Origin of the sequence: Mitsuaria sp. BK037, from assembly GCF_014193045.1 — a bacterium.
Classification (GTDB): Bacteria; Pseudomonadota; Gammaproteobacteria; order Burkholderiales; family Burkholderiaceae_C; genus Roseateles.
Genome location: NZ_JACHYS010000002.1, coordinates 262,056 through 281,671 on the forward strand (window position 1 = coordinate 262,056; position 19,616 = coordinate 281,671).

Below are 19,616 nucleotides of genomic sequence, written 5' to 3' on the forward strand. Positions count from 1 at the left end.
AAAGAGTCATTTCCCAGCCGCGCCGATTCTCTCCGCGGAGCGCGAGGGCCACCATCCGCTCACCCTCAACCCACCGGAGAACCGCCATGAGCCGCATCCACGTCGTCGAACCCGCCACCGCCACGCCCGAGCAGAAAGCCCTGCTCGACGCGATCCAGGGCCAGCTCGGCATGGTCCCCAACTTCCTGAAGGTCTTCGCCAACTCGCCCACCGCGCTCCAGGCCTTCCTCGGCCTGTACGGCATCGCCAACGGCGGCAGCCTGGACCCGCTGGACCGCGAACGCATCGCCCTGGCGCTGGCGCAGCAGAACGGCTGCCAGTACTGCGTCTCCGCGCACACGGCGATCGGGCGCAAGACCGGCCTGTCGGCCGAGGAGATCGCCGCGGCCCGCGCCGGCACCAGCGACGACGACACCTCCGCCGCGATCCTGAAATTCGCGCGCAGCTTGATGGACAAGCGCGGCGAGGTGTCCGCGCTGGAGCTGACCGAGCTGCGTGCCGCCGGCGTCGACGAGGCGCAGATCGTCGAGATCATCACGCACGTCGGCATGAACTTCCTGACCAACATCCTGGGCAAGGCCAGCCTGGTCGAGATCGATTTCCCGAGCGTCAAGCTCGAACTGCCGACCGCGGCCTGAAGGTCCGCATCCTCACCGGGAGCTCATCATGGGACGCGCCTATTCGGACATCACCTTCACCCCGACGGTCCGCGAGGTCCAGGCGGAGAAAGGCAGCCGCGAGCAGTACGCCTTCCTCGACACGATGAGCGACCGCGGCGAAGCGCTGACGCCCCGCGAGGCGCAGTTCCTCGCCGAGGCCGACCACTTCTTCCAGGCCACGGTCAGCGAGACCGGCTGGCCCTACGTGCAGCACCGCGGCGGGCCGAAGGGTTTCCTCAAGGTGCTGGATTCGCGGACCATCGGCTTCGCGGACTTCCGCGGCAATGTGCAGTACCTGAGCGTCGGCAACCTGCGCAAGGACGACCGCCTCTCGATGATCGTCGTGGACTATCCGAATCGGCGCCGGCTGAAGCTGCTCGGACGCGTGGAGCTGGTCGAGGCCGGCGTCAGCCCGCAGGGCGACGCGGCCATCGCCGCGGTGAGTGATCCGGCCTATGGCGCGACGGTCGAGCGCGCCTTCCTGATCCGCATCGAGGGTTGGGATTGGAACTGTCCGCAGCACATCACGCCGCGTTTCACCGAGGCCGAGGTTGCGTCGCTCACCGCCCCGCTGCGCGCGCAGGTGCAGAAGCTGAAAGCGCAGTTGAGCGACGCCAAGGCGGCGCTGGCCGCTTCGCAGACGCCGTCGGCGTCAATGCCGCCGCCATCGCTTGGCGACGGGCCGCTCGCGCTGACGATCTCCGGCGTGCGCCAGCTCACGCCATCGGTGAGGGCCTTCGAGTTGAGGACCGCCGACGGCTCGCCGCTGCCGGCGGTGGTCGCCGGCGCCCACCTCGACCTGCCCGTGCGCTTGGCCGATGGCACCGACTCGACCCGGAGCTACTCGATCGCGTCCAGCCCGCATCGCAGCGATGCCTACGAAATCGCCGTGCAGCGCGAGTCCGAGGGACGCGGCGGCTCCATGGCCGTGCACGAGGACTTCCGGCTCGGCCTGCGGCTCAACGCCTCGATGCCGCGGGCGCTCTTCTCGCTCGCCGAGACGGCGCATCGAGCGGTGCTGATCGCCGGCGGCATCGGCATCACGCCGATCAAGGCGATGGCGCATGCGCTCGTCGCGAGAGGCGCGGCTTTCGAGCTGCACTACGCGGTGCGCTCGCGGGCTCAGGCACCGTTCCTGGGTGAGCTGGTCGACGCCTTCGGCGAGCGCGTGAAGGTCCACGCGAAGGACGAAGGGCAGCGCCTCGACGTCCAGGCGCTGATGCTCGGCCTGGGCGAGACCGATCATGTCTACGTCTGCGGACCTTGGCGCCTGATCGACGCGGTGTCGGCGGCCGCGCGGGAGGCCGCGGTGAGCGCCGCGCGCGTTCACGCCGAGAAGTTCAGCGTCGAGCGCGCCAAGCCCGGCGACCGCGAGTTCGTCGTCCACCTGGTCCGCAGCGGCAAGGACCTGCTCGTGCCGAAGGACCGCTCCATCCTCGAGGTCGCCGAAGCGCAGGGCGTGCGGGTGCCGGCCTCATGCCGCATCGGCAACTGCGGCACCTGCGCCACGCGCGTGGTCGCCGGCACGCCCGCGCATCGCGACGACGTGCTCACCGACGCGCAGAAATCGGATCAGCGGTTGATGTGCGTCTGCGTCTCGAGAGCGGACGGCGATGAATTGACGCTCGAGCTCTGAGCGATGTTCACGGCTACAGTGCGCTCGTCCCATGACCTCGCCGGCCGCGGCGCGCGCAGGAGCACCCCGATGAACGCATCCCGATGGGCGGTCCCCGCCTCCTACTTCAGCATGGTGCTGGGCCTGACCGGCCTGGGCAACGGCTGGCGCGTGGCCTCGCGACTGTGGGGCTTCCCCACCTGGATCGGCGAGTCGGTCATGGCGGTCGCGGTGACGGTGTGGGCGGTGCTGCTGGTCCGATTCGCGATCAAGTGGATCGCCGCGCGCGAGGAGGCCCTGGCCGAGGCCGCCCATCCCATCCTCTGCTGCTTCATCGCACTCGTGCCGGTGGCCACCATGCTCGCCGGCATCGGCGTGCTGCCGCATGCGCACGGCGTGGGGACGGCGCTGATCCTGCTCGGCGCGGCGGCCTCGCTGCTCTTCGGCCTGTGGCGCCACGGCGGCCAGTGGCGCGGCGGACGCGACCCGAAGACGACGACGCCCGTGCTCTACCTGCCCACGGTCGGCGCCAACCTGGTGTCCGCGATCGCGCTGTCGGCGCTCGGCTGGCCGAGCTGGGGGCAGCTGTTCTTCGGTGCCGGCGTGCTGGCCTGGATCGTCCAGGAGTCCATCATCCTGGGCCGCCTGCTGACCGTCGATCCCTTGCCGCCGGCGCTGCGCCCGACGGTGGGCATCCAGATGGCGCCGCCGGCGGTCGCGCTGCTGGCCTACGCGGCCGTCACCGTCGGCCCGCCGGACCTCATCGCCCGCATGCTGCTGGGCTACGCGATCGTGCAGGCGCTGATGGTGCTGCGGCTGATGCCGTGGATCCGCCAGCCGTTCACGCTGTCGTACTGGGGATTCACCTTCGGCGCGACCGCGATCTCCACCGGCACCATGCGCTTCGCCGAGCGCGGCCACGACCCGGTCTTCACCACGCTCGCGCCGGTGCTGTTCACCATGAGCAACCTGGTCATCGCCGGGCTCTCGATCGCTTCGGTGGTGTGGGCGCTGCGGCCGAAGCCGGCGTCCGCCAGCGCGCCCGCGCCGGTGGCGCCGGCGGCCAGTTGATTCGGGGTGAATCAGCAGCGCGCCGCGGCGCGTCCTGACGCCGCGGTGGACCGCGGTGTCGCGCTCAGTCGAGCTTCCAGCGCAGCGCCTCGCCGCCACGCAGCGGCTTGAGCTGCGCGGCTTCGCCGAAGGGGACGGACTCGGGCAGCGTCCATTCGGTCTTGCGCAGCGTGACCTGCGTCGTGTTGCGCGGCAGGCCGTAGAAGTCGGCGCCATGGAAGCTGGCGAAGGCCTCGAGCTTGTCGAGCGCGCCCGCGGCTTCGAAGGCCTCGGCATAGAGCTCGAGCGCGGACAGCGCGGTGAAGCAGCCGGCACCGCACACCGAGTTCTCCTTCATCACCGACGCATGCGGCGCGCTGTCGGTGCCGAGGAAGAACTTCGGGCTGCCGGAAGTGGCGGCCTGGATCAGCGCCAGGCGATGCTCCTCTCGCTTGAGCACCGGCAGGCAGTAGTAATGCGGCCGCAGCCCGCCCATGAAGATCGCGTTGCGGTTGTAGAGCAGGTGCTGCGGCGTCACCGTCGCGCCGGTGAAGCGGTCCGCCGCGGTCACGTACTGCGCGGCTTCCTTGGTCGTGATGTGCTCGAAGACCACCTTCAGCTCGGGGAAGTCCTTGCGCAGCGGCGTCATCACGCGGTCGATGAAGAAGGCTTCGCGGTCGAAGACATCGACGTCGCCATCGGTGACCTCGCCATGCACCAGCAGCAGCAGGCCGGCCTTCTGCATGGCCTCGAGCGTGGCGTAGGTCTTGCGGATGTCGGTGACGCCGGCATCGCTGTTGGTCGTGGCGCCAGCCGGATAGAGCTTGAGCGCGACCACGCCGGCCGCCTTCGCGGCGGCGATCTCCTCGGGGCGCGTGCGGTCGGTCAGGTAGAGCGTCATCAGCGGCTCGAAGTCCACGCCGGCGGGCACGGCGGCGAGGATGCGCTCGCGGTAGGCCTGCGCCTGCTCGGCCGTCGTGATCGGCGGCTTCAGGTTGGGCATCGCGATCGCGCGCGCGAACTGGCGCGCGGTGTACGGAACGACGCTCTGCAGCGCGGCACCGTCGCGCAGGTGCACATGCCAGTCGTCGGGGCGGGTCAGGACTAGGGTTTCGCTCATGGGGCGGGATTGTCGCACCGGGTCATCGACAGACCTCGCGCGCCTGCGTCGTCGCCGCCAAGGGCCATGCGGCTGGCCGGCTACGGCGCGCTGGCTGCGCCGGCGGGCCTGACTGGCACCGTCGACGACGAACTCGGTGCAGGAATGGCGCTGTTTCCGGCAGGAGGGAAACGGTAGGCCGAGATGATGCTGGGCACCTGGGTCACGATCGCCATCAGCGCCATCGCCGTGCCCACCACCCATTGCGTGGTCGTCAACGACCCCCTCAGCCCCTCCACTTCCCCTTTGATGCCTTGGATCTCCCCCTTCAAGCCATCGATCTGACCCTTGATGCCGGTGATCTCGCCTTCGACCTTGCCGAGGCGCTCCACCATATCGCCACGAAACGTCGCAATGTCTGAACGCAACATGGCCCACTCGGCGCGAACCAGTTGCAGCAGCGCATCGTTCTTCGCATCGTGCTCGACTCGCGTCACGAAGTCCTCCTTCGATTTCCAGCCTGGGCGGCGAGCTTGCGCCTTCGGCCTCCCTTGAACCTTGTGCCATGTGCTCATCAACCACACCTCCCTGCCGCCTCGAATCGGAGCACGATCCGGCCCATGAGCGAATTCCCGCACGATGCCGCCACGCGCCGTGCGACTCGCCGCACAGTGCAGTCGGATCGCGAAGACGTCGATTGTTGGGAGGCGACGCTCGCGCGTCACTGACCTCGACCAGGAGTCTTTTGGACATCCATGCCGTGGACGAGTGAGCATCGCGCGGGCGTCGTGGACAGCCGGAATGAAGAAGGCCCGCACCTTGCGGGGCGGGCCTTCGAGGCCGTGCGTGGGACGCCCTCGGGCGCCCGCGATCAGTGCTGCAGGATCTTCGCCAGGAAGTCCTTGGCGCGCGGCGAGCGCTGGTCCGGGTTGCCGAAGAACTCGTCGCGGGTGCAGTCCTCGACGATCTTGCCGGCGTCCATGAAGATCACCCGGTGGCTGACCTTCTTGGCGAAGCCCATCTCGTGCGTCACGCACATCATGGTCATGCCCTCATTGGCCAGCTGGACCATCACGTCCAGCACCTCGCCCACCATCTCGGGGTCCAGCGCCGAGGTCGGCTCGTCGAACAGCATCACGATCGGGTCCATCGACAGCGCCCGGGCGATCGCCACGCGCTGCTGCTGGCCGCCCGAAAGCTGGCCCGGGAACTTGTCCTTGTGGGCCATCAGGCCCACGCGCTCCAGCATCTTCAGGCCGCGGGTCTTGGCGTCGGCCATGTTGCGGCCCAGCACCTTCACCTGCGCCAGCGTCAGGTTCTCCGTCACCGACAGGTGGGGGAACAGCTCGAAGTGCTGGAACACCATGCCCACGCGCGAACGCAGCTTGGGCAGGTTGGTCTTGGGCGCCGTCAGGCTGGTGCCGTCGACGACGATGTCGCCCGCCTGGATCGGCTCCAGCGCGTTGACCGTCTTGATCAGCGTGGACTTGCCCGACCCCGACGGGCCGCACACCACCACCACTTCCCCCTTCTGGATGGTCGTGGAGCAATCGGTCAGCACCTGGAACGGGCCGTACCACTTGGAGACGTTCTTGATTTCAATCATGGGGCGGACCTCAGCGGATGATGGCGATCTTCTTCTGCAGCCGGCGGACCAGCATGGACAGGCTGAAGCAGATCACGAAGTAGACGACGGCCGCGACCAGGTAGGTCTCCATCGGCCGGTTGAAGTTCTTGCCGGCGACCTCGAAACCCTTGAGCAGGTCGTAGGCACCGATCGCGTAGACCAGCGACGTGTCCTGGAACAGCACGATGGTCTGCGTCAGCAGCACCGGGAGCATGTTGCGGAAGGCCTGCGGCAGCACCACCAGGCCCATGGTCTGCTTGTAGTTCATGCCCAGCGCGTAACCCGCGAAGACCTGGCCCTTGGGCACCGACTGGATGCCCGCGCGCATGATCTCGGAGTAGTAGGTCGCCTCGAACAGCGTGAAGGTGATCAGCGCCGTCTTCTCCGCGCCCAGCGGCCCCGCGATGTAGGGGATCAGCAGGAAGAACCACAGGATCACCATCACCAGCGGGATCGAGCGCAGCGTGTCGACGTAGATCGCCGCCGGCCGCTCCAGCCACCATTTGCCCGAGAGCCGCATCAGCGCCAGGATCGTGCCCAGCACGATGCCGCCGATCATGGCCGAGAAGGTCAGCTGGATCGAGAACCACAGCCCCTTGGCGACGAAGGAGGACAGGACCTCCCAGGTCAGGAACGAAAAGTCGAGTTGCGTCATGTCACTTCGCCCCCAGGATGCCGGGCACGCGCACGTACCACTCGATCACCTTGGCCAGGCGGTTGATCGCATAGGCCGAGATGAAGTACAGCAGCGTCACGGGCAGGAAGATCTGCACGAAGCTCGACTGCTCCGACGCCTGCAGCGCGAACTGCGCCAGGTCGGGGATGCTCACCGCGAAGGCCACCGCCGAGTTCTTGACGATGTTCATGCTCTCGCTGGTCAGCGGCGGAATGACGATGCGGAAGGCCATCGGCAGCAGCACATGGCGATAGGTCTGCGGCAGCGTCAGACCCAGCGCCTGGCCGGCGTAGCGCTGGCCCTTGGGCAGCGTCAGGATGCCGGCCTTGACCTGCTCCGAGATCCGCGCCGAGGTGAACAGGCCGATCGCGATCACGACGAGCACGCTGGGCGGCAGGTCCAGGATCGGGAACAGGCGCGGGATCACGTGATACCAGATGAAGAGCTGGACGATCAGCGGGATGTTCCGGAACAGCTCCGTCCATGCCTCGCCGAACATCGCCAGCTTCCTGTTGGGCACCGTGCGCAGGATGCCGATCAGCGATCCGGCCACCAGCGCGACCAGCAGGCCCAGGACCGAGACGAACATCGTCCAGCCCCAGCCGTGGATCATCGCGTCCAGGTAAGTCTCATAACCGGGGGCGCCGAAACACTTCGGCGCGACCTCCTCGGTCACCATGTCTGTGCAGTACAACTGCCAATCCCAGCTCGCCATGGCGTGCTCCATCCATCAATGCGAAGGGCCGCCCGCATGCGCTGCCGCGGCCCTTCCAGTCTCCGGTCGCCCCCTTGCGACAAGGCGCCCCGCGGGGCGCCTTGCGCTCAGGGAACCGTGCTTACTTCTTGGCGTATTCCTCGACCGGCTTGTCGTTCGGGTTCGCCCAGGCGTCCTTGGTCGCCGCCGTCGCCGGCAGGCCCACCTTGGTGTTGGTCGGGGGGATCGGCTGCATGAACCACTTGTCGTACAGCTTGGCGATCTCGCCAGACTTCATCAGGCCCTTGATGCTGTCGTCCACCGCCTTCTTGAAGGCCGGATCGTCCTTGCGGATCATGATGGCGATCGGCTCGACCGACAGCACTTCGCCGACGATCTTGAAGCCCGCCGGATTGCGCGACTTGGCGATGTTGCCGGCCAGGATCTGGCCGTCCATCACGAAGGCGTCGGCGCGGCCCGACTCCAGCAGCAGGAAGCTGTCGGCGTGGTCCTTGCCCAGCACTTCCTTGAAGTCCACGCCGTTGGCGCGCTCGTGCTTGCGCAGCAGCTGGACGGAGGTGGTGCCGGTGGTGGTCGCGACGGTCTTGCCGTTGAGCTGGGCGATCGAGGTGATGCCCGAATCGGCCTTCACCGCGATGCGCACTTCCTCGACGTAGGTCGTGACGGCGAAGGCCACGTCCTTGGCGCGGGTCATGTTGTTGGTGGTGGAGCCGCACTCGATGTCCACGGTGCCGTTCTGCACCAGCGGCACGCGGTTCTGCGAGGTCACCGGCAGGTACTTGATGTCCAGCTTGGACAGGCCCAGGTGCTTCTGCACGTCGGCCAGCACGCGCTGGCAGATCTCGACGTGGTAGCCCACGTACTTGCCGTCGCCGAGCGTGTACGACAGCGCGCCCGAGGACTCGCGCACGCCCATGGTCACGCTGCCTGTGTCCTTGATCTTCTTCAGCGTGTCGGCTTGCGCCACGCCAACCAACGCCGCGCCAAGGGCCAGGACTAGCAATGCCTTCTTCATAGTTGCTCCTGCTTGTTCGGATTCAAAAGCGGATTCGAGGGAGGCTCGACCGGTGAGCCGCCCAACCGGCAGAGCAGACCATGAGCGGCTGCTTTGCAGGGTAGGGAGTATCACGCATCTCGAGGTGTTGCACGGCTTACATATGCAGGTTTCATGCCTGCCCGGCGGCGGCGTGCGTCAGGAAATTCCAGAGCGCCTGCGCGACCGGTTTCACGCGGCGCGCCGAGCCCTGGCGCTCGCGGTACATCCGCAGTTCCATGTTCAGTTCGTACTGGCCCGGCTCGGCCGCGCGCACCAGGCGGCGCGCCTTCACTTCCTTCTTCACCGAGCTCGCCGGGAGGAAGGCCAGGCCGTGGCCCTCCAGCGCCATGGCCTTGAGGCTCTCGGCCATGTCGGTCTCGAAGACCGATTCCAGGTTGAGCGGCTGCGCGGCGTCCTTGACGATCAGCTCCACCAATCGCCCGAGGTAGGCGCCGGACGCGTAGCTGAGGAAGGGGATCTTCTGGCCCGGGTGTCCGGAAATCCGGAACATCGGCGCGCCGCCTGTGTCAGCTTTCGCATAGGCGGCCAGGGTCTCGTGGCCGAGCGAGACCGATTCGTAGCGCTCGGGATCGAGCTGCAGCGGCTGGCTGGGGTGGTGGTAGACGACCAGCAGGTCGCAGTTGCCTTCGCTCAGCTGCAGCGTCGCGTCATGGACGTTGAGCGCGTTGAGCCGGCATTTCACCTCGCCGAAGCGCTGGCGCAGCTCCATCAGCCAGTGCGGGAAGAAGCTGAAGGACAGCGAGTGCGGCACGGCGAACTCGATCATGTCCTGCCCCGCCGACTGGTGGCTGCGCAGCATGTTGCGCGTGGCCTGCAGGTTGCCGAGCAGGTCCACGGCCTGGCCCAGCAGGGTTTCGCCGGCCGCGGTCAAACGCGTCGGATAGGACGAACGGTCGACCAGATCGACGCCCGCCCACGCCTCCAGCGCCTGGATGCGGCGCGAGAACGCCGGCTGCGTGACATGCCGCAGCTGGGCCGAGCGGGAGAAGCTGCGCGTCTCCGCCAGGCTCACGAAGTCTTCAAGCCATTTGGTTTCCACGGCGCGGGAGTTTAGCCGTGAGGGGCCGCCGACGTCGCCGCCGCGTCCTGCCCATCCTGCTGCAGGGCCCACATCTGCGCGTAGCGGCCGCGCCGCGCCAGCAGCGCCGCATGGGTGCCGCGCTCGACGATGACGCCCTGCTCCATCACCAGGATCTCGTGGGCATCGACCACCGTCGAGAGCCGGTGCGCGATGACCAGCACCGTCTTGTCGCGCGCGGCGGCCTCGAGCTCGGCCTGGATGGCGCGCTCGTTGCGCGAGTCCAGCGCCGAGGTCGCCTCGTCGAAGATCAGGATCGGCGGATCCTTGAGCAGCGTGCGCGCGATGGCCACGCGCTGCTTCTCGCCGCCGGACAGCTTGAGCCCGCGCTCGCCCACCATGGTCTGGTAGCCCTGCGGCAGCGCCTGGATGAACGCGTGGATGTGCGCGGCCTTGGCCGCGGCCTCGATCTCTTCGATCGTCGCCTCGGGGCGGCCGTAGGCGATGTTGTAGGCGATGGTGTCGTTGAACAGCACCGTGTCCTGCGGCACGATGCCGATCGCCCGGCGCAGGCTGTGCTGCGTGACCTCGGCGATCGACTGGCCGTCGATCGCGATGCGGCCGGACTGCGCGTCGTAGAAGCGGTAGAGCAGCCGCGCCAGGGTGCTCTTGCCCGAGCCGCTCGGGCCGACCACCGCGACCTTCTTCCCCGCCGGGATCTCCAGGCTGACGCCCTTGAGGATGGGCCGCTGCGGCTCGTAGGCGAAGTGCACGTCCTCGAAGCGCACCGACGCGCCGGCCACCCGCAGCGGCTGGGCGCCGGGGGCGTCCGCGACCTCGCGCTCCCGGGCCAGCAGGCCGAACATCTTGTCCAGGTCGGTCAGGCTCTGCTTGATCTCGCGGTAGATCACGCCCAGGAAGTTCAGCGGGATGTAGAGCTGGATCATGAACGCGTTGATCATGACCAGGTCGCCCAGGCTCATCTGCCCGGCGACGACGCCTTGCGTCGCGCGCCACAGCATCGCCACCAGCGCCACCGCGATGATCACCTGCTGGCCGCTGTTGAGCAGCGACAGCGTCGTCTGCGACTTCAGCTGCGCGCGGCGCAGCCGCTCCAGGCTCTGGTCGTAGCGGGCGGCCTCGAAGTCCTCGTTGTTGAAGTACTTCACCGTCTCGTAGTTCAGCAGCGAGTCGATCGCCTTGCTGTGCGCGTGCGAGTCCAGCTCGTTGAGTTGGCGGCGGAACTTGGTGCGCCACTCGGTGACCACGATGGTGAAGCCGATGTAGAACACCAGCGCCGCGCCGGTGATCCAGGCGAAGAGCACGTCGAACTTCAGCGCCAGCAGGCTGAGCACCAGCACCACCTCGACCAGCGTCGGGAAGATGCTGTAGAGCGAGTAGGAGATCAGCGCATGCACGGCGCGCGTGCCGCGCTCGATGTCGCGGGTCATGCCGCCGGTCTGGCGCTCGAGGTGGAAGCGCAGGCTCAGGTCATGCAGATGGCGGAAGACCTGCAGCGAGATGCTGCGCGAGGCGCCCTCCGTCGCCTTGGCGAAGATCAGCTCGCGCGCCTCGGTGAACAGCGAGGTGCACAGGCGCAGCATCCCGTAAGCCAGCAGCAACCCCACCGGCACGACCATCAGCGCCTGCGCGCTGCCGGGCCGCAGGTCGAGGCTGTCCACCAGTTGCTTGAGCAGCACCGGCACGCCGACATTGGCCAGCTTGGCGCCGATCATGAAGGCCAGCGCGAGGCCGACGCGCCAGCGGTAGCGCCAGAAATACGGCAGCAGGCGGCCGATGGTGTGCCAGTCGCCCCGGGACTCGGGCGCGGTGGAGGACGAAGGGACGGGGGTCGGCGCGGAGGTGCCGGCGAGCGTGGAGCGGCGCATGGACGAAGGGGCTGGACTGTCGTGGGGTCGGGCCTCGGGTCCGGCGCCTGCGCTGGCGGGGCCGGACATGCTGGACGACAATGCCGGCCATTGTCACCGTTTGCCGATCATGAGCGACTCCACCGCCCCCAATGCCCCCGCGGCGCCGACCGCGCCCGCCTCGACGTCCAGCCTGCTCTCCCCGGAGACGATCGGCCCCCGCGAACTGGTGATGCGCGTGATGCCGATGCCTGCCGACGCCAATGGCAACGGCGACATCTTCGGCGGCTGGATCATGGCGCAGGTCGACCTCGCCGGGTCGGTGCTGCCGGCGCGCATCTCGCGCGGGCGGATCGCGACGGTGGCGGTCAACGAGTTCATCTTCAAGCAGCCGGTGTCGGTGGGCGACCTGCTGAGCTTCTATGCACAGGTCACCCGCATCGGCCGCACCTCGATCACGGTGCATGTCGAGGTCTTCGCCGAGCGCAACCCCGCCAATCCGCATGTGGTCAAGGTGACCGAGGCCAACCTGACCTACGTCGCGATCGATCGCGAAGGCAAGTCGCGGGTGATCGGCGAGGCCTAGGCGGACGCGGCGAGCCGGCCCGCGAGGGCCCGTGCGAATGGGCGTCCAGCCACCAGGGTTTGTACGTAGATTCCGCAGCCGGCTCCGGGATGCGGGTGGGATACTGCGCCGCCTGGGTGCCGAGCCACGCCGGTGACGGCGCCAGCGGCGCCTTCAACCGGAGCCGTCCCCATGCTGTCCCCTTCCGCCTCCGCCACGCCGGTCGTCTCCGTGCCGTGGTACCGCCATCTCTACCTGCAGGTCGTCGTGGCGATCGTGATCGGCATCCTGCTCGGTCACTTCGAGCCGAAGTTCGCCGTCACCCTGCAGCCGCTGGGCGATGCCTTCATCAAGCTGGTGAAGATGATCATCGCGCCGGTGATCTTCCTGACCATCGTGACCGGCATCGCGGGCATGACGCAGCTCAGCCGCGTCGGCCGGGTGTTCGGCAAGGCGATGGCCTACTTCCTGTTCTTCTCGACGCTGGCGCTGATCGTCGGCCTGGTGGTGGCGAACGTGGTGCAGCCGGGCCACGGCATGAACGTCAACGTCGCGGACCTGGACCAGAAGGAAGTGCACCGCTACGTCGAGAAGACGCATGACCTGACGCTGGTCGGCTTCCTGATGGACGTGATCCCGAAGTCGCTGGTGGGCGCGCTGGCGGACGGCAACATCCTGCAGACGCTGTTCGTGGCGGTGCTGTTCGGCATCGCGCTGGCGCTGGTGGGCGATCGCGGCAAGCCGGTGCTGAACTTCTTCGAGGCGCTGACCGCGCCGGTGTTCCGGATGGTGCACATCCTGATGAAGGCGGCGCCGATCGGCGCGCTGGGCGCGATGGCGTTCACCATCGGCAAGTACGGGCTGGCCTCGCTGCTCAACCTGGGCATGCTGGTGGGCAGCTTCTACGTGACGGCGCTGCTGTTCGTGCTGGTGATCCTGGGCATCGTCGCGCGGCTGTGCGGTTTCTCGATCATCAAGTTGATCCGCTACCTGAAGGCGGAGCTGCTGCTGGTGCTGGGCACCTCGTCGTCGGAGTCGGCGCTGCCGTCGCTGATGGAGAAGATGGAGAAGGCCGGCTGCGAGAAGACGGTGGTGGGACTGGTCGTGCCGACGGGCTACTCGTTCAACCTGGACGGGACCAACATCTACATGACGCTGGCGGCGCTGTTCATCGCGCAGGCGACCAACACCGAGCTGACGCTGGGTCACCAGATCACGCTGCTGCTGGTGGCGATGCTGAGCTCCAAGGGCGCGGCGGGCGTGACCGGCGCGGGCTTCATCACGCTGGCGGCGACGCTGTCGGTGGTGCCGGAGGTGCCGGTGGCCGGCATGGCGCTGATCCTGGGCGTGGACCGCTTCATGTCGGAATGCCGCTCGCTGACCAACTTCATCGGCAATGCGGTGGCGACGATCGTGGTCTCGAAGTGGGAGCGCGCGCTGGACCACGATGCGCTGGACCTGGCGCTGTCGGGCAAGACCATCGACCCGGACGACCTGCCGATCCGCGTGGCCGGGCCGGCCGAGACGGCGTGAGCGGACTCGGTGCATGAACGACAACGGGCGCCGCGGCGCCCGTTGTGTCGTCTGGAGCGGCCTGGCTGCCGCTCTCGATCAGAACTTCGAGAAGTCCGGCTGGCGCTTCTGGAAGAAGGCCTGGAAGGCTTCCATCGCCTCGGGGCTGCGTAGACGCGCACCGAAGATCTCGGCCTCGGCCTGGATGGTCTCCAGCAGTTGCTCCTTGGTCGCGCGGCGCATCAGCTGCTTGCTCTCGCGCACGGCGCTCGGCGGCAGCTTGTTGAAGCGCTCGGCCACGCGGCGCGCCTGCGCGACCACTTCGCCGGCCGGCAGCACCGCGTTCGCGATGCCGCATTCCACCGCCTGCTCGCCGGTGAACGGGTCGCCCAGCAGGATCTTCTCGGCCGCGCGGCGCGGGCCCATCAGCTTGGGCACGAGCAGGCTGGAACCGAATTCGGGCACCAGGCCCAGGCTCACAAAGGGCATCGCCAGGCGCGCGTCGTCGGCCACGTAGACGAAGTCGCAATGCAGCAGCAGCGTCGTGCCGATGCCGATCGCCGCGCCGTTCACCGCGGCCACGATGGGCTTGTCACAGCCGATCATCGCGCGCATGAACTGGAACACCGGCGCGTCCTCGTCCCGCGGCGGGCTGCCCATGAAGTCCTCGATGTCGTTGCCCGACGTGAAGATCTGCGGCTGGCCCTGGATCAGCACCGCGCGCACGCTGTTCTCGGCGTTGGCCGCGACCAGCGCGTCGGCCATCTCCTGGTACATCGCGCGGGTCAGCGCGTTCTTCTTCTCGGGACGTGCGATCTCGATGGTCTGCACGCCGTTGACGATGGCGGTCTTGATGCTCATGGAGCACTCTCCTCGTTCAATGAATGGCCGCGATCATGCCAGCCAGCCGCTGACCTGCGGCCACAAGCTGCGCTCGAATCGATCGCGGAAGAAACCGAAATGGCCGATGCGGCGCTCGCCGATGTCCTTGGGCGCGATGCGGCGCAGCTCGGGATGCGCGCCGGCGTAGAAGCCGTGCAGTGACTCGGTGTTGCGGCGGGACATGAACTCGTCGTCGGTGAAGGCGAGCGAGAGCATCGGCACCGACAGCGAGGCGTACTGCGCGCGCAGCGCGTCGCCGCCCTCGCCCATCATGTATTCGCGGTCCAGGCACCAGCGGCGCCACTGCGCCATCACCCCGCGAGGGAGGTCGCCGACCTTGCGCAGCTTGCGGCCGGGGAAGTAGCCGAAGAGGGGCAGCGCGAGCGGGACGATGACGTACCAGAGCCACCAGACGTAGCGGCGCAGGCCGATCGAGTTCTCGCGCCAGTAGCCGCTGCCGCAGCCCACCGTCACCGCGCGGGAGACGCGCGAGCGGTTGGGCAGCAGGCCCAGGATCTGGCCGCCCAGGCTGTGGCCCAGCCAGTGGATCTCGCGGTCGTCGCCCAGCAGCTTGTTGAGATGCGAGAGCGCCGCAGCGGCGTCATGCTCGGCCCAGGTGCGGATGTCGGCGTCGAGGCCGCGCAGCGAGCGCTTCATCGACTCGGGCCGCGAGGCGCCCATGCCGCGGTAATCGAAGCTCAGCACCAGCCAGCCCTGCGACGCCATCCAGCGCGCGAAGGCGGCGTAGTAGCGCTGCTCGACGCCCATGGCGGGGGCGATCAGCAAGCCGGCCTTGGCAGTCGCTGGGTCGCCGTAGAGGTGGCCTTGGAGTTCGAAACCGTCATCTGCTCGGAAACTGATCATCGCGGTCTCCCGATCGATGAAGACGCTGGCGGGCGCCTGCGAAGGATGCCCAACCGCGTGGGGCCAGGCGCGGGCTCTCCACGACGCGGGGGGCGTCCCTCCGGGAACCCCCCGCATCATTCCGGCCCCACCCGCACTCGCTGCCCGAGGACGAGCGGACTGCGGTGGCCGACGCGCTTTTTACAGACGCTCGATGATGCCCGCCGCGCCTTGGCCGGCGCCAACGCACATCGTGACCATGCCGTACTTCGCACCGGTGCGGCGCAGGCCGTGGATCACCGACGCCGCGCGGATCGCACCGGTCGCGCCCAGCGGGTGACCCAGGGCGATCGCGCCGCCGTTGGGGTTCACCTTGGTGCGGTCCAGCACGATGCCCTTCGCGTCCAAGTCATTCAGCACCGCCAGCGACTGCGCCGCGAAGGCCTCGTTCAGCTCGACCCAGCCCAGGTCCTCGGCCTTGATGCCGGCCAGCTTCAGCGCGGCCGGGATCGCCTCGATCGGGCCGATGCCCATGATCTCCGGCGGCACGCCGCGCACCGCGAAGGACACGAAGCGCGCCAGCGGCGTCAGGCCGAAGCGCTTGACCGCCGCCTCCGACGCCACGATCAGCGCGCCCGCGCCGTCCGAGGTCTGCGAGCTGTTGCCCGCCGTGACGCTGCCCTTGGCGGCGAACACCGGCTTGAGCTTGGCCAGGCCCTCCATCGACGTGTCCTTGCGCGGGCCTTCATCGATGTCGACCGTGCGCGACTTGACGATCACGCCATCGCCGTTCAGGTCGGGCTGGCGGTCCTTGATCTCGAATGGGGTGATCTCGTCCTTGAAGAAGCCCCCTTCGATCGCGGCCAGCGCGCGGCGATGCGATTCGAGCGCGAACTCGTCCTGCGCCTGCCGGCTCACCTTCCACTTGTCGGCGACCTTCTCGGCGGTCAGGCCCATGCCGTAGGCCAGGCCGATGTTCTCGTCGCGCTCGAAGATCGCGGGCGGGAATGAGGGCTTGTTGCCGCCCATCGGCACCATCGACATCGACTCCACGCCGCCGGCGATCATCACTTCGCTCTCGCCGACGCGGATGCGGTCCGCCGCCATCGCCAGCGCGGTGATGCCCGACGCGCAGTAGCGGTTCACCGTCACGCCGCCGACCGTGTTCGGCAGGCCCGACAGCACCGCCGCCACGCGGGCGATGTTCATGCCCTGCTCCCCTTCCGGGAAGGAGCAGCCGATGATCGCGTCTTCGATGACCGACGGGTCCAGGCCCGGGACCTGGGCCATCGCGGCCTGGATCACGCGGGACAGCATCTCGTCCGGACGGGTGTTCTTGAAGTAGCCCCGGCCCGACTTGCCGATCGGCAGACGGGTGGCGGCGCAGATGTAGGCGTCTTGAACTTGCTTGCTCATGATTGATTCCTTGTGTGCCGCTCGGATCAGTTGCGCACGGGCTTGCCGGTCTGCAGCATGCCCATGATTCGCTCCTGGGTCTTCGGGTGCTCCAGCAGCGAGCAGAAGTGCTTGCGCTCCAGCGACATCAGGTATTCCTCGGTCACCAGCGAGCCGGCTTCGACTTCACCGCCGCAGACCACGTCCGCGATCAGCGAGGCCAGGTGGAAGTCGTGCGCGCTGATGAAGCCGCCGTCACGCATGTTGGCCAGCGAGGACTTCACGGTGGCGATGCCGGAACGGCCCGCGACCGGGAACTTGGCCTTGAGCGGCGCGCGGTAGCCGGAGTCCGCCATCGCCTTGGCCTGCGCCGTGGCGACGAACAGCAGCTCATCCTTGTTGGGGACGATGACGTCGCTGTCCAGCAGGTAACCCAGCTTCTGCGCTTCCAGCGCGGAGGTCGCCACCTTGGCCATCGCGGCGTTGGTGAAGCCGTCCTTCAGGAAGGCGAAGATGTCCGCGTTGGCGTTGCCGGCCGAGGCCATCTCCGCCGCGCGGCGCGCGATGTAGGTCAGGCCACCGCCGCCCGGGATCAGGCCGACGCCCACTTCCACCAGGCCGACATACGACTCCATGTGCGCGACGCGGCGGGCGCAGTGCACCGCCAGCTCGCAGCCGCCGCCCAGCGCCAGGCCGCGCATCGCGGCCACGACCGGCACGTTGGCGTAGCGCACGCGCAGCATCATGTCCTGCAGCTTCTTCTCTTCCGGCGCGATGCCCTTGGCACCCTTGCTCATGAAGACCGGCATCAGCGCTTCCAGGTTGGCGCCGGCGGAGAACACATCGTCCGGCGACCAGATGACCAGGCCCTTGTACTTGGCCTCGGCGATCTCGACCGCCTTGAGCAGGCCCTCGGTGACCGTCGGGCTGATCAGGTGCAGCTTGCAGTTGATCGAGGCGATCAGCACTTCACCGTCCAGCGACCAGACGCGGACCTCGTCGTTCTTGAACTCCTCGGTGCCCGCCTTCAGCGGCTCCACCGCGCCCTCGCCGACCAGCGATTCGGGGAAGGCCTGGCGCTCGTAGACCGGCAGCTTGGCGCGCGGCTTGAACTTGCCTTCCTTGGCGCTCCACGAGCCGTCCTTCGAATGCACGCCGCCGTTCTCGGCGACCGGGCCCTCGAAGACCCACTTGGGCAGCGGCGCGCTCGACAGCGTCTTGCCGGCGTCGATGTCGGCCTGCACCCACTCGGCGACCTGCTTCCAGCCCGCGGCCTGCCAGAGCTCGAACGGGCCCTGCTGCGAGCCGAAGCCCCAGCGCATGGCGAAGTCGATCTCGCGCGCGGTGTCGGCGACGGTGTTCAGGTGCACGGCCACGTACTGGAACGAGTCGCGCAGGATGGACCACAGGAACTGCGCCTGCGGGTTGCTCGATTCCTTCAGCAGCTTGATGCGGTCGGCGGGCTGCTTCTTCAGCATGCGCGCGACGATCTCGTCGGCCTTGCCGCCGCCAGCGACGTATTCACCGGTGGCGAAGTCCAGGCGCTGGATGTCCTTGCCGACCTTCTTGTAGAAGCCGGCGCCGGCCTTCTGGCCCAGCGCGCCCTTCTCGATCAGGCCCGCCAGCACCTTGGGCGTGGCGTAGGTCGAGTAGAAGGGGTCGTCCTTCAGGTTGTCCTGCATCGTCTTGACGACGTGCGCCATCGTGTCCAGGCCGACCACGTCCGCGGTGCGGAAGGTGCCCGACGAGGCGCGGCCCAGCTTCTTGCCGGTCAGGTCGTCGACGACGTCGACGGACAGGCCGAACTTCTCGGCCTCGATCATCGTGGCCATCATGCCGGCGATGCCGACGCGGTTGGCGACGAAGTTGGGCGTGTCGTTGGCGCGCACGACGCCCTTGCCGACGGCCGAGGTCACGAAGCTCTCGAGCTGGTCGATGACTTCGGGATTCGTCGTCGGCGTGTTGATCAGCTCGACCAGGTACATGTACCGGGGCGGGTTGAAGAAGTGGATGCCGCAGAAGCGCGGCTTGATCGACTCCGGCAGGACTTCCGACAGCTTGGTGATCGACAGGCCCGAGGTGTTGGACGCGACGATCGCGTGCGGCGCGACGAACGGAGCGATCTTCGTGTAGAGATCCAGCTTCCAGTCCATGCGCTCGGCGATGGCCTCGATGATCAGGTCGCAGTCCTTGAGCAGCTCCAGGTGCTCCTCGTAGTTGGCCTGCTGGATCAGCGCGGCGTTCTCGGGCACGCCCAGCGGCGCCGGCTTGAGCTTCTTCAGGCCCTCGACGGCCTTGGTGACGATGCCGTTCTTCGGGCCTTCCTTGGCAGGCAGGTCGAACAGCACGACCGGCACCTTCACGTTGACCAGATGGGCGGCGATCTGCGCGCCCATCACGCCGGCGCCGAGCACGGCGACCTTGCGAACTTGGAATCGACTCATGGTTTCTCCAATGGACATCACTGGGATGTAGGGATGGGGTTCTGGCGTCGCTTATTCGACGCGGATCCAGGTCTGGGTGCGGCCCAGCAGCGGCATGCCGACGAAGCCGCGGACCTCGAGCTTCTTGCCGCCGTCGATCGGACGCAGGCGGACGCGATAGACCTTGCCGTTACCCGGATCGAGGATGTCGCCGCCGTCCCAGAGCTCGGCGTCGTTGCCGTTCTTCTTGACGTTGCGCAGGATGGTCAGGCCCAGGATGGGCTGGCCCTTGCGCTCGTCGGTGCATTCGTCGCACTTGGCGGTCTGCTTGGTGGGATCGGTGATCTTCTCGATCTTGCCGGTGAGCACGCCGCCGACCTCGCTGATGCGCACGGTGGAGCGCTCCTGCTTGGTCTCGTCGTCGATCGTCTTCCACACGCCCACCGGCGTGGTCGCGGCCTGGGCCAGCGCCAGGTTGGCGGACAGTCCGAGGCCCAGGGCGACGGCAGTGGCGAACAGCGGTTTCATCGTGTCTCTCTCCGTTTCTTCTGTACAGCCGCGCCCTGTGCCGGACGCGTCGATGCGCGATGTTGCGGGCCCGGGTCGCGGCGC

18 protein-coding genes are annotated in these 19,616 nt (G+C 67.9%); 5 read left to right on the plus strand and 13 right to left on the minus strand.

The genetic code is table 11. From position 1 onward, the window contains the following. Positions 1-86 precede the first annotated feature (86 nt). From FHT37_RS13290 to tehA, 3 genes are all read left to right on the plus strand, one after another. The gene (locus FHT37_RS13290; protein WP_147241208.1) at positions 87-638 is read left to right on the plus strand and encodes a carboxymuconolactone decarboxylase family protein; all 552 of its coding nucleotides are present in this window, start codon (positions 87-89) and stop codon (positions 636-638) included. Positions 639-666: 28 nt separating this feature from the next. Further along, positions 667-2,295, plus strand: a complete 1,629-nt coding sequence (locus FHT37_RS13295; RefSeq protein WP_183481972.1) for a 2Fe-2S iron-sulfur cluster-binding protein — start codon at positions 667-669, stop codon at positions 2,293-2,295. A gap of 69 nt (positions 2,296-2,364) precedes the next feature. Continuing rightward, positions 2,365-3,345, plus strand: coding sequence for a dicarboxylate transporter/tellurite-resistance protein TehA (gene tehA, locus FHT37_RS13300; protein WP_183481975.1), 981 nt, complete (start codon positions 2,365-2,367; stop codon positions 3,343-3,345). Positions 3,346-3,409: 64 nt separating this feature from the next. Here the strand turns inward: tehA and pyrC are convergent, their stop codons facing one another. From pyrC to FHT37_RS13340, 8 genes are all read right to left on the minus strand, one after another. Further along, a complete protein-coding gene (gene pyrC, locus FHT37_RS13305; protein ID WP_091726109.1) occupies positions 3,410-4,444 on the minus strand; it encodes a dihydroorotase in 1,035 nt (344 codons plus the stop codon). An 80-nt stretch (positions 4,445-4,524) separates the two neighbouring features. Next, positions 4,525-4,998, minus strand: coding sequence for a hypothetical protein (locus FHT37_RS13310; RefSeq protein WP_183481978.1), 474 nt, complete (start codon positions 4,996-4,998; stop codon positions 4,525-4,527). A 296-nt stretch (positions 4,999-5,294) separates the two neighbouring features. Further along, positions 5,295-6,029, minus strand: coding sequence for an amino acid ABC transporter ATP-binding protein (locus FHT37_RS13315; protein WP_091726117.1), 735 nt, complete (start codon positions 6,027-6,029; stop codon positions 5,295-5,297). A gap of 10 nt (positions 6,030-6,039) precedes the next feature. Continuing rightward, positions 6,040-6,705: an amino acid ABC transporter permease gene (locus FHT37_RS13320; protein WP_091726120.1), complete on the minus strand. Its 666-nt coding sequence runs from the start codon at positions 6,703-6,705 to the stop codon at positions 6,040-6,042. Position 6,706: 1 nt separating this feature from the next. Then, positions 6,707-7,441, minus strand: coding sequence for an amino acid ABC transporter permease (locus FHT37_RS13325; protein WP_091726123.1), 735 nt, complete (start codon positions 7,439-7,441; stop codon positions 6,707-6,709). 121 nt (positions 7,442-7,562) lie between these two features. Next, on the minus strand, positions 7,563-8,456 hold the full coding sequence (locus tag FHT37_RS13330; RefSeq protein WP_091726127.1) for an amino acid ABC transporter substrate-binding protein: 894 nt from the start codon (positions 8,454-8,456) through the stop codon (positions 7,563-7,565). 151 nt (positions 8,457-8,607) lie between these two features. Then, positions 8,608-9,537: a LysR substrate-binding domain-containing protein gene (locus FHT37_RS13335; protein ID WP_091726131.1), complete on the minus strand. Its 930-nt coding sequence runs from the start codon at positions 9,535-9,537 to the stop codon at positions 8,608-8,610. Between the two features lie 11 nt (positions 9,538-9,548). Continuing rightward, a complete protein-coding gene (locus tag FHT37_RS13340; protein WP_183481981.1) occupies positions 9,549-11,405 on the minus strand; it encodes an ABC transporter ATP-binding protein/permease in 1,857 nt (618 codons plus the stop codon). Positions 11,406-11,514: 109 nt separating this feature from the next. On the opposite strand from FHT37_RS13340, the gene FHT37_RS13345 reads away from it, so the two are divergent. Next, a complete protein-coding gene (locus FHT37_RS13345; protein ID WP_091731404.1) occupies positions 11,515-11,970 on the plus strand; it encodes an acyl-CoA thioesterase in 456 nt (151 codons plus the stop codon). A 171-nt stretch (positions 11,971-12,141) separates the two neighbouring features. Continuing rightward, positions 12,142-13,482, plus strand: coding sequence for a dicarboxylate/amino acid:cation symporter (locus FHT37_RS13350; protein WP_099859466.1), 1,341 nt, complete (start codon positions 12,142-12,144; stop codon positions 13,480-13,482). Positions 13,483-13,560: 78 nt separating this feature from the next. Here the strand turns inward: FHT37_RS13350 and FHT37_RS13355 are convergent, their stop codons facing one another. From FHT37_RS13355 to FHT37_RS13375, 5 genes are all read right to left on the minus strand, one after another. After that, positions 13,561-14,322: an enoyl-CoA hydratase gene (locus FHT37_RS13355; protein ID WP_091726146.1), complete on the minus strand. Its 762-nt coding sequence runs from the start codon at positions 14,320-14,322 to the stop codon at positions 13,561-13,563. 33 nt (positions 14,323-14,355) lie between these two features. Further along, positions 14,356-15,207: an alpha/beta fold hydrolase gene (locus tag FHT37_RS13360; RefSeq protein WP_183481984.1), complete on the minus strand. Its 852-nt coding sequence runs from the start codon at positions 15,205-15,207 to the stop codon at positions 14,356-14,358. A gap of 180 nt (positions 15,208-15,387) precedes the next feature. Then, entirely contained in the window at positions 15,388-16,602 is a 1,215-nt protein-coding gene (locus FHT37_RS13365; RefSeq protein ID WP_091726153.1) for an acetyl-CoA C-acyltransferase, read from the minus strand. A gap of 26 nt (positions 16,603-16,628) precedes the next feature. Continuing rightward, positions 16,629-19,025, minus strand: coding sequence for a 3-hydroxyacyl-CoA dehydrogenase/enoyl-CoA hydratase family protein (locus tag FHT37_RS13370; protein ID WP_183481987.1), 2,397 nt, complete (start codon positions 19,023-19,025; stop codon positions 16,629-16,631). A 51-nt stretch (positions 19,026-19,076) separates the two neighbouring features. Further along, positions 19,077-19,532, minus strand: a complete 456-nt coding sequence (locus FHT37_RS13375; protein WP_183481990.1) for a DUF2147 domain-containing protein — start codon at positions 19,530-19,532, stop codon at positions 19,077-19,079. Between the last annotated feature and the right edge of the window lie 84 nt (positions 19,533-19,616).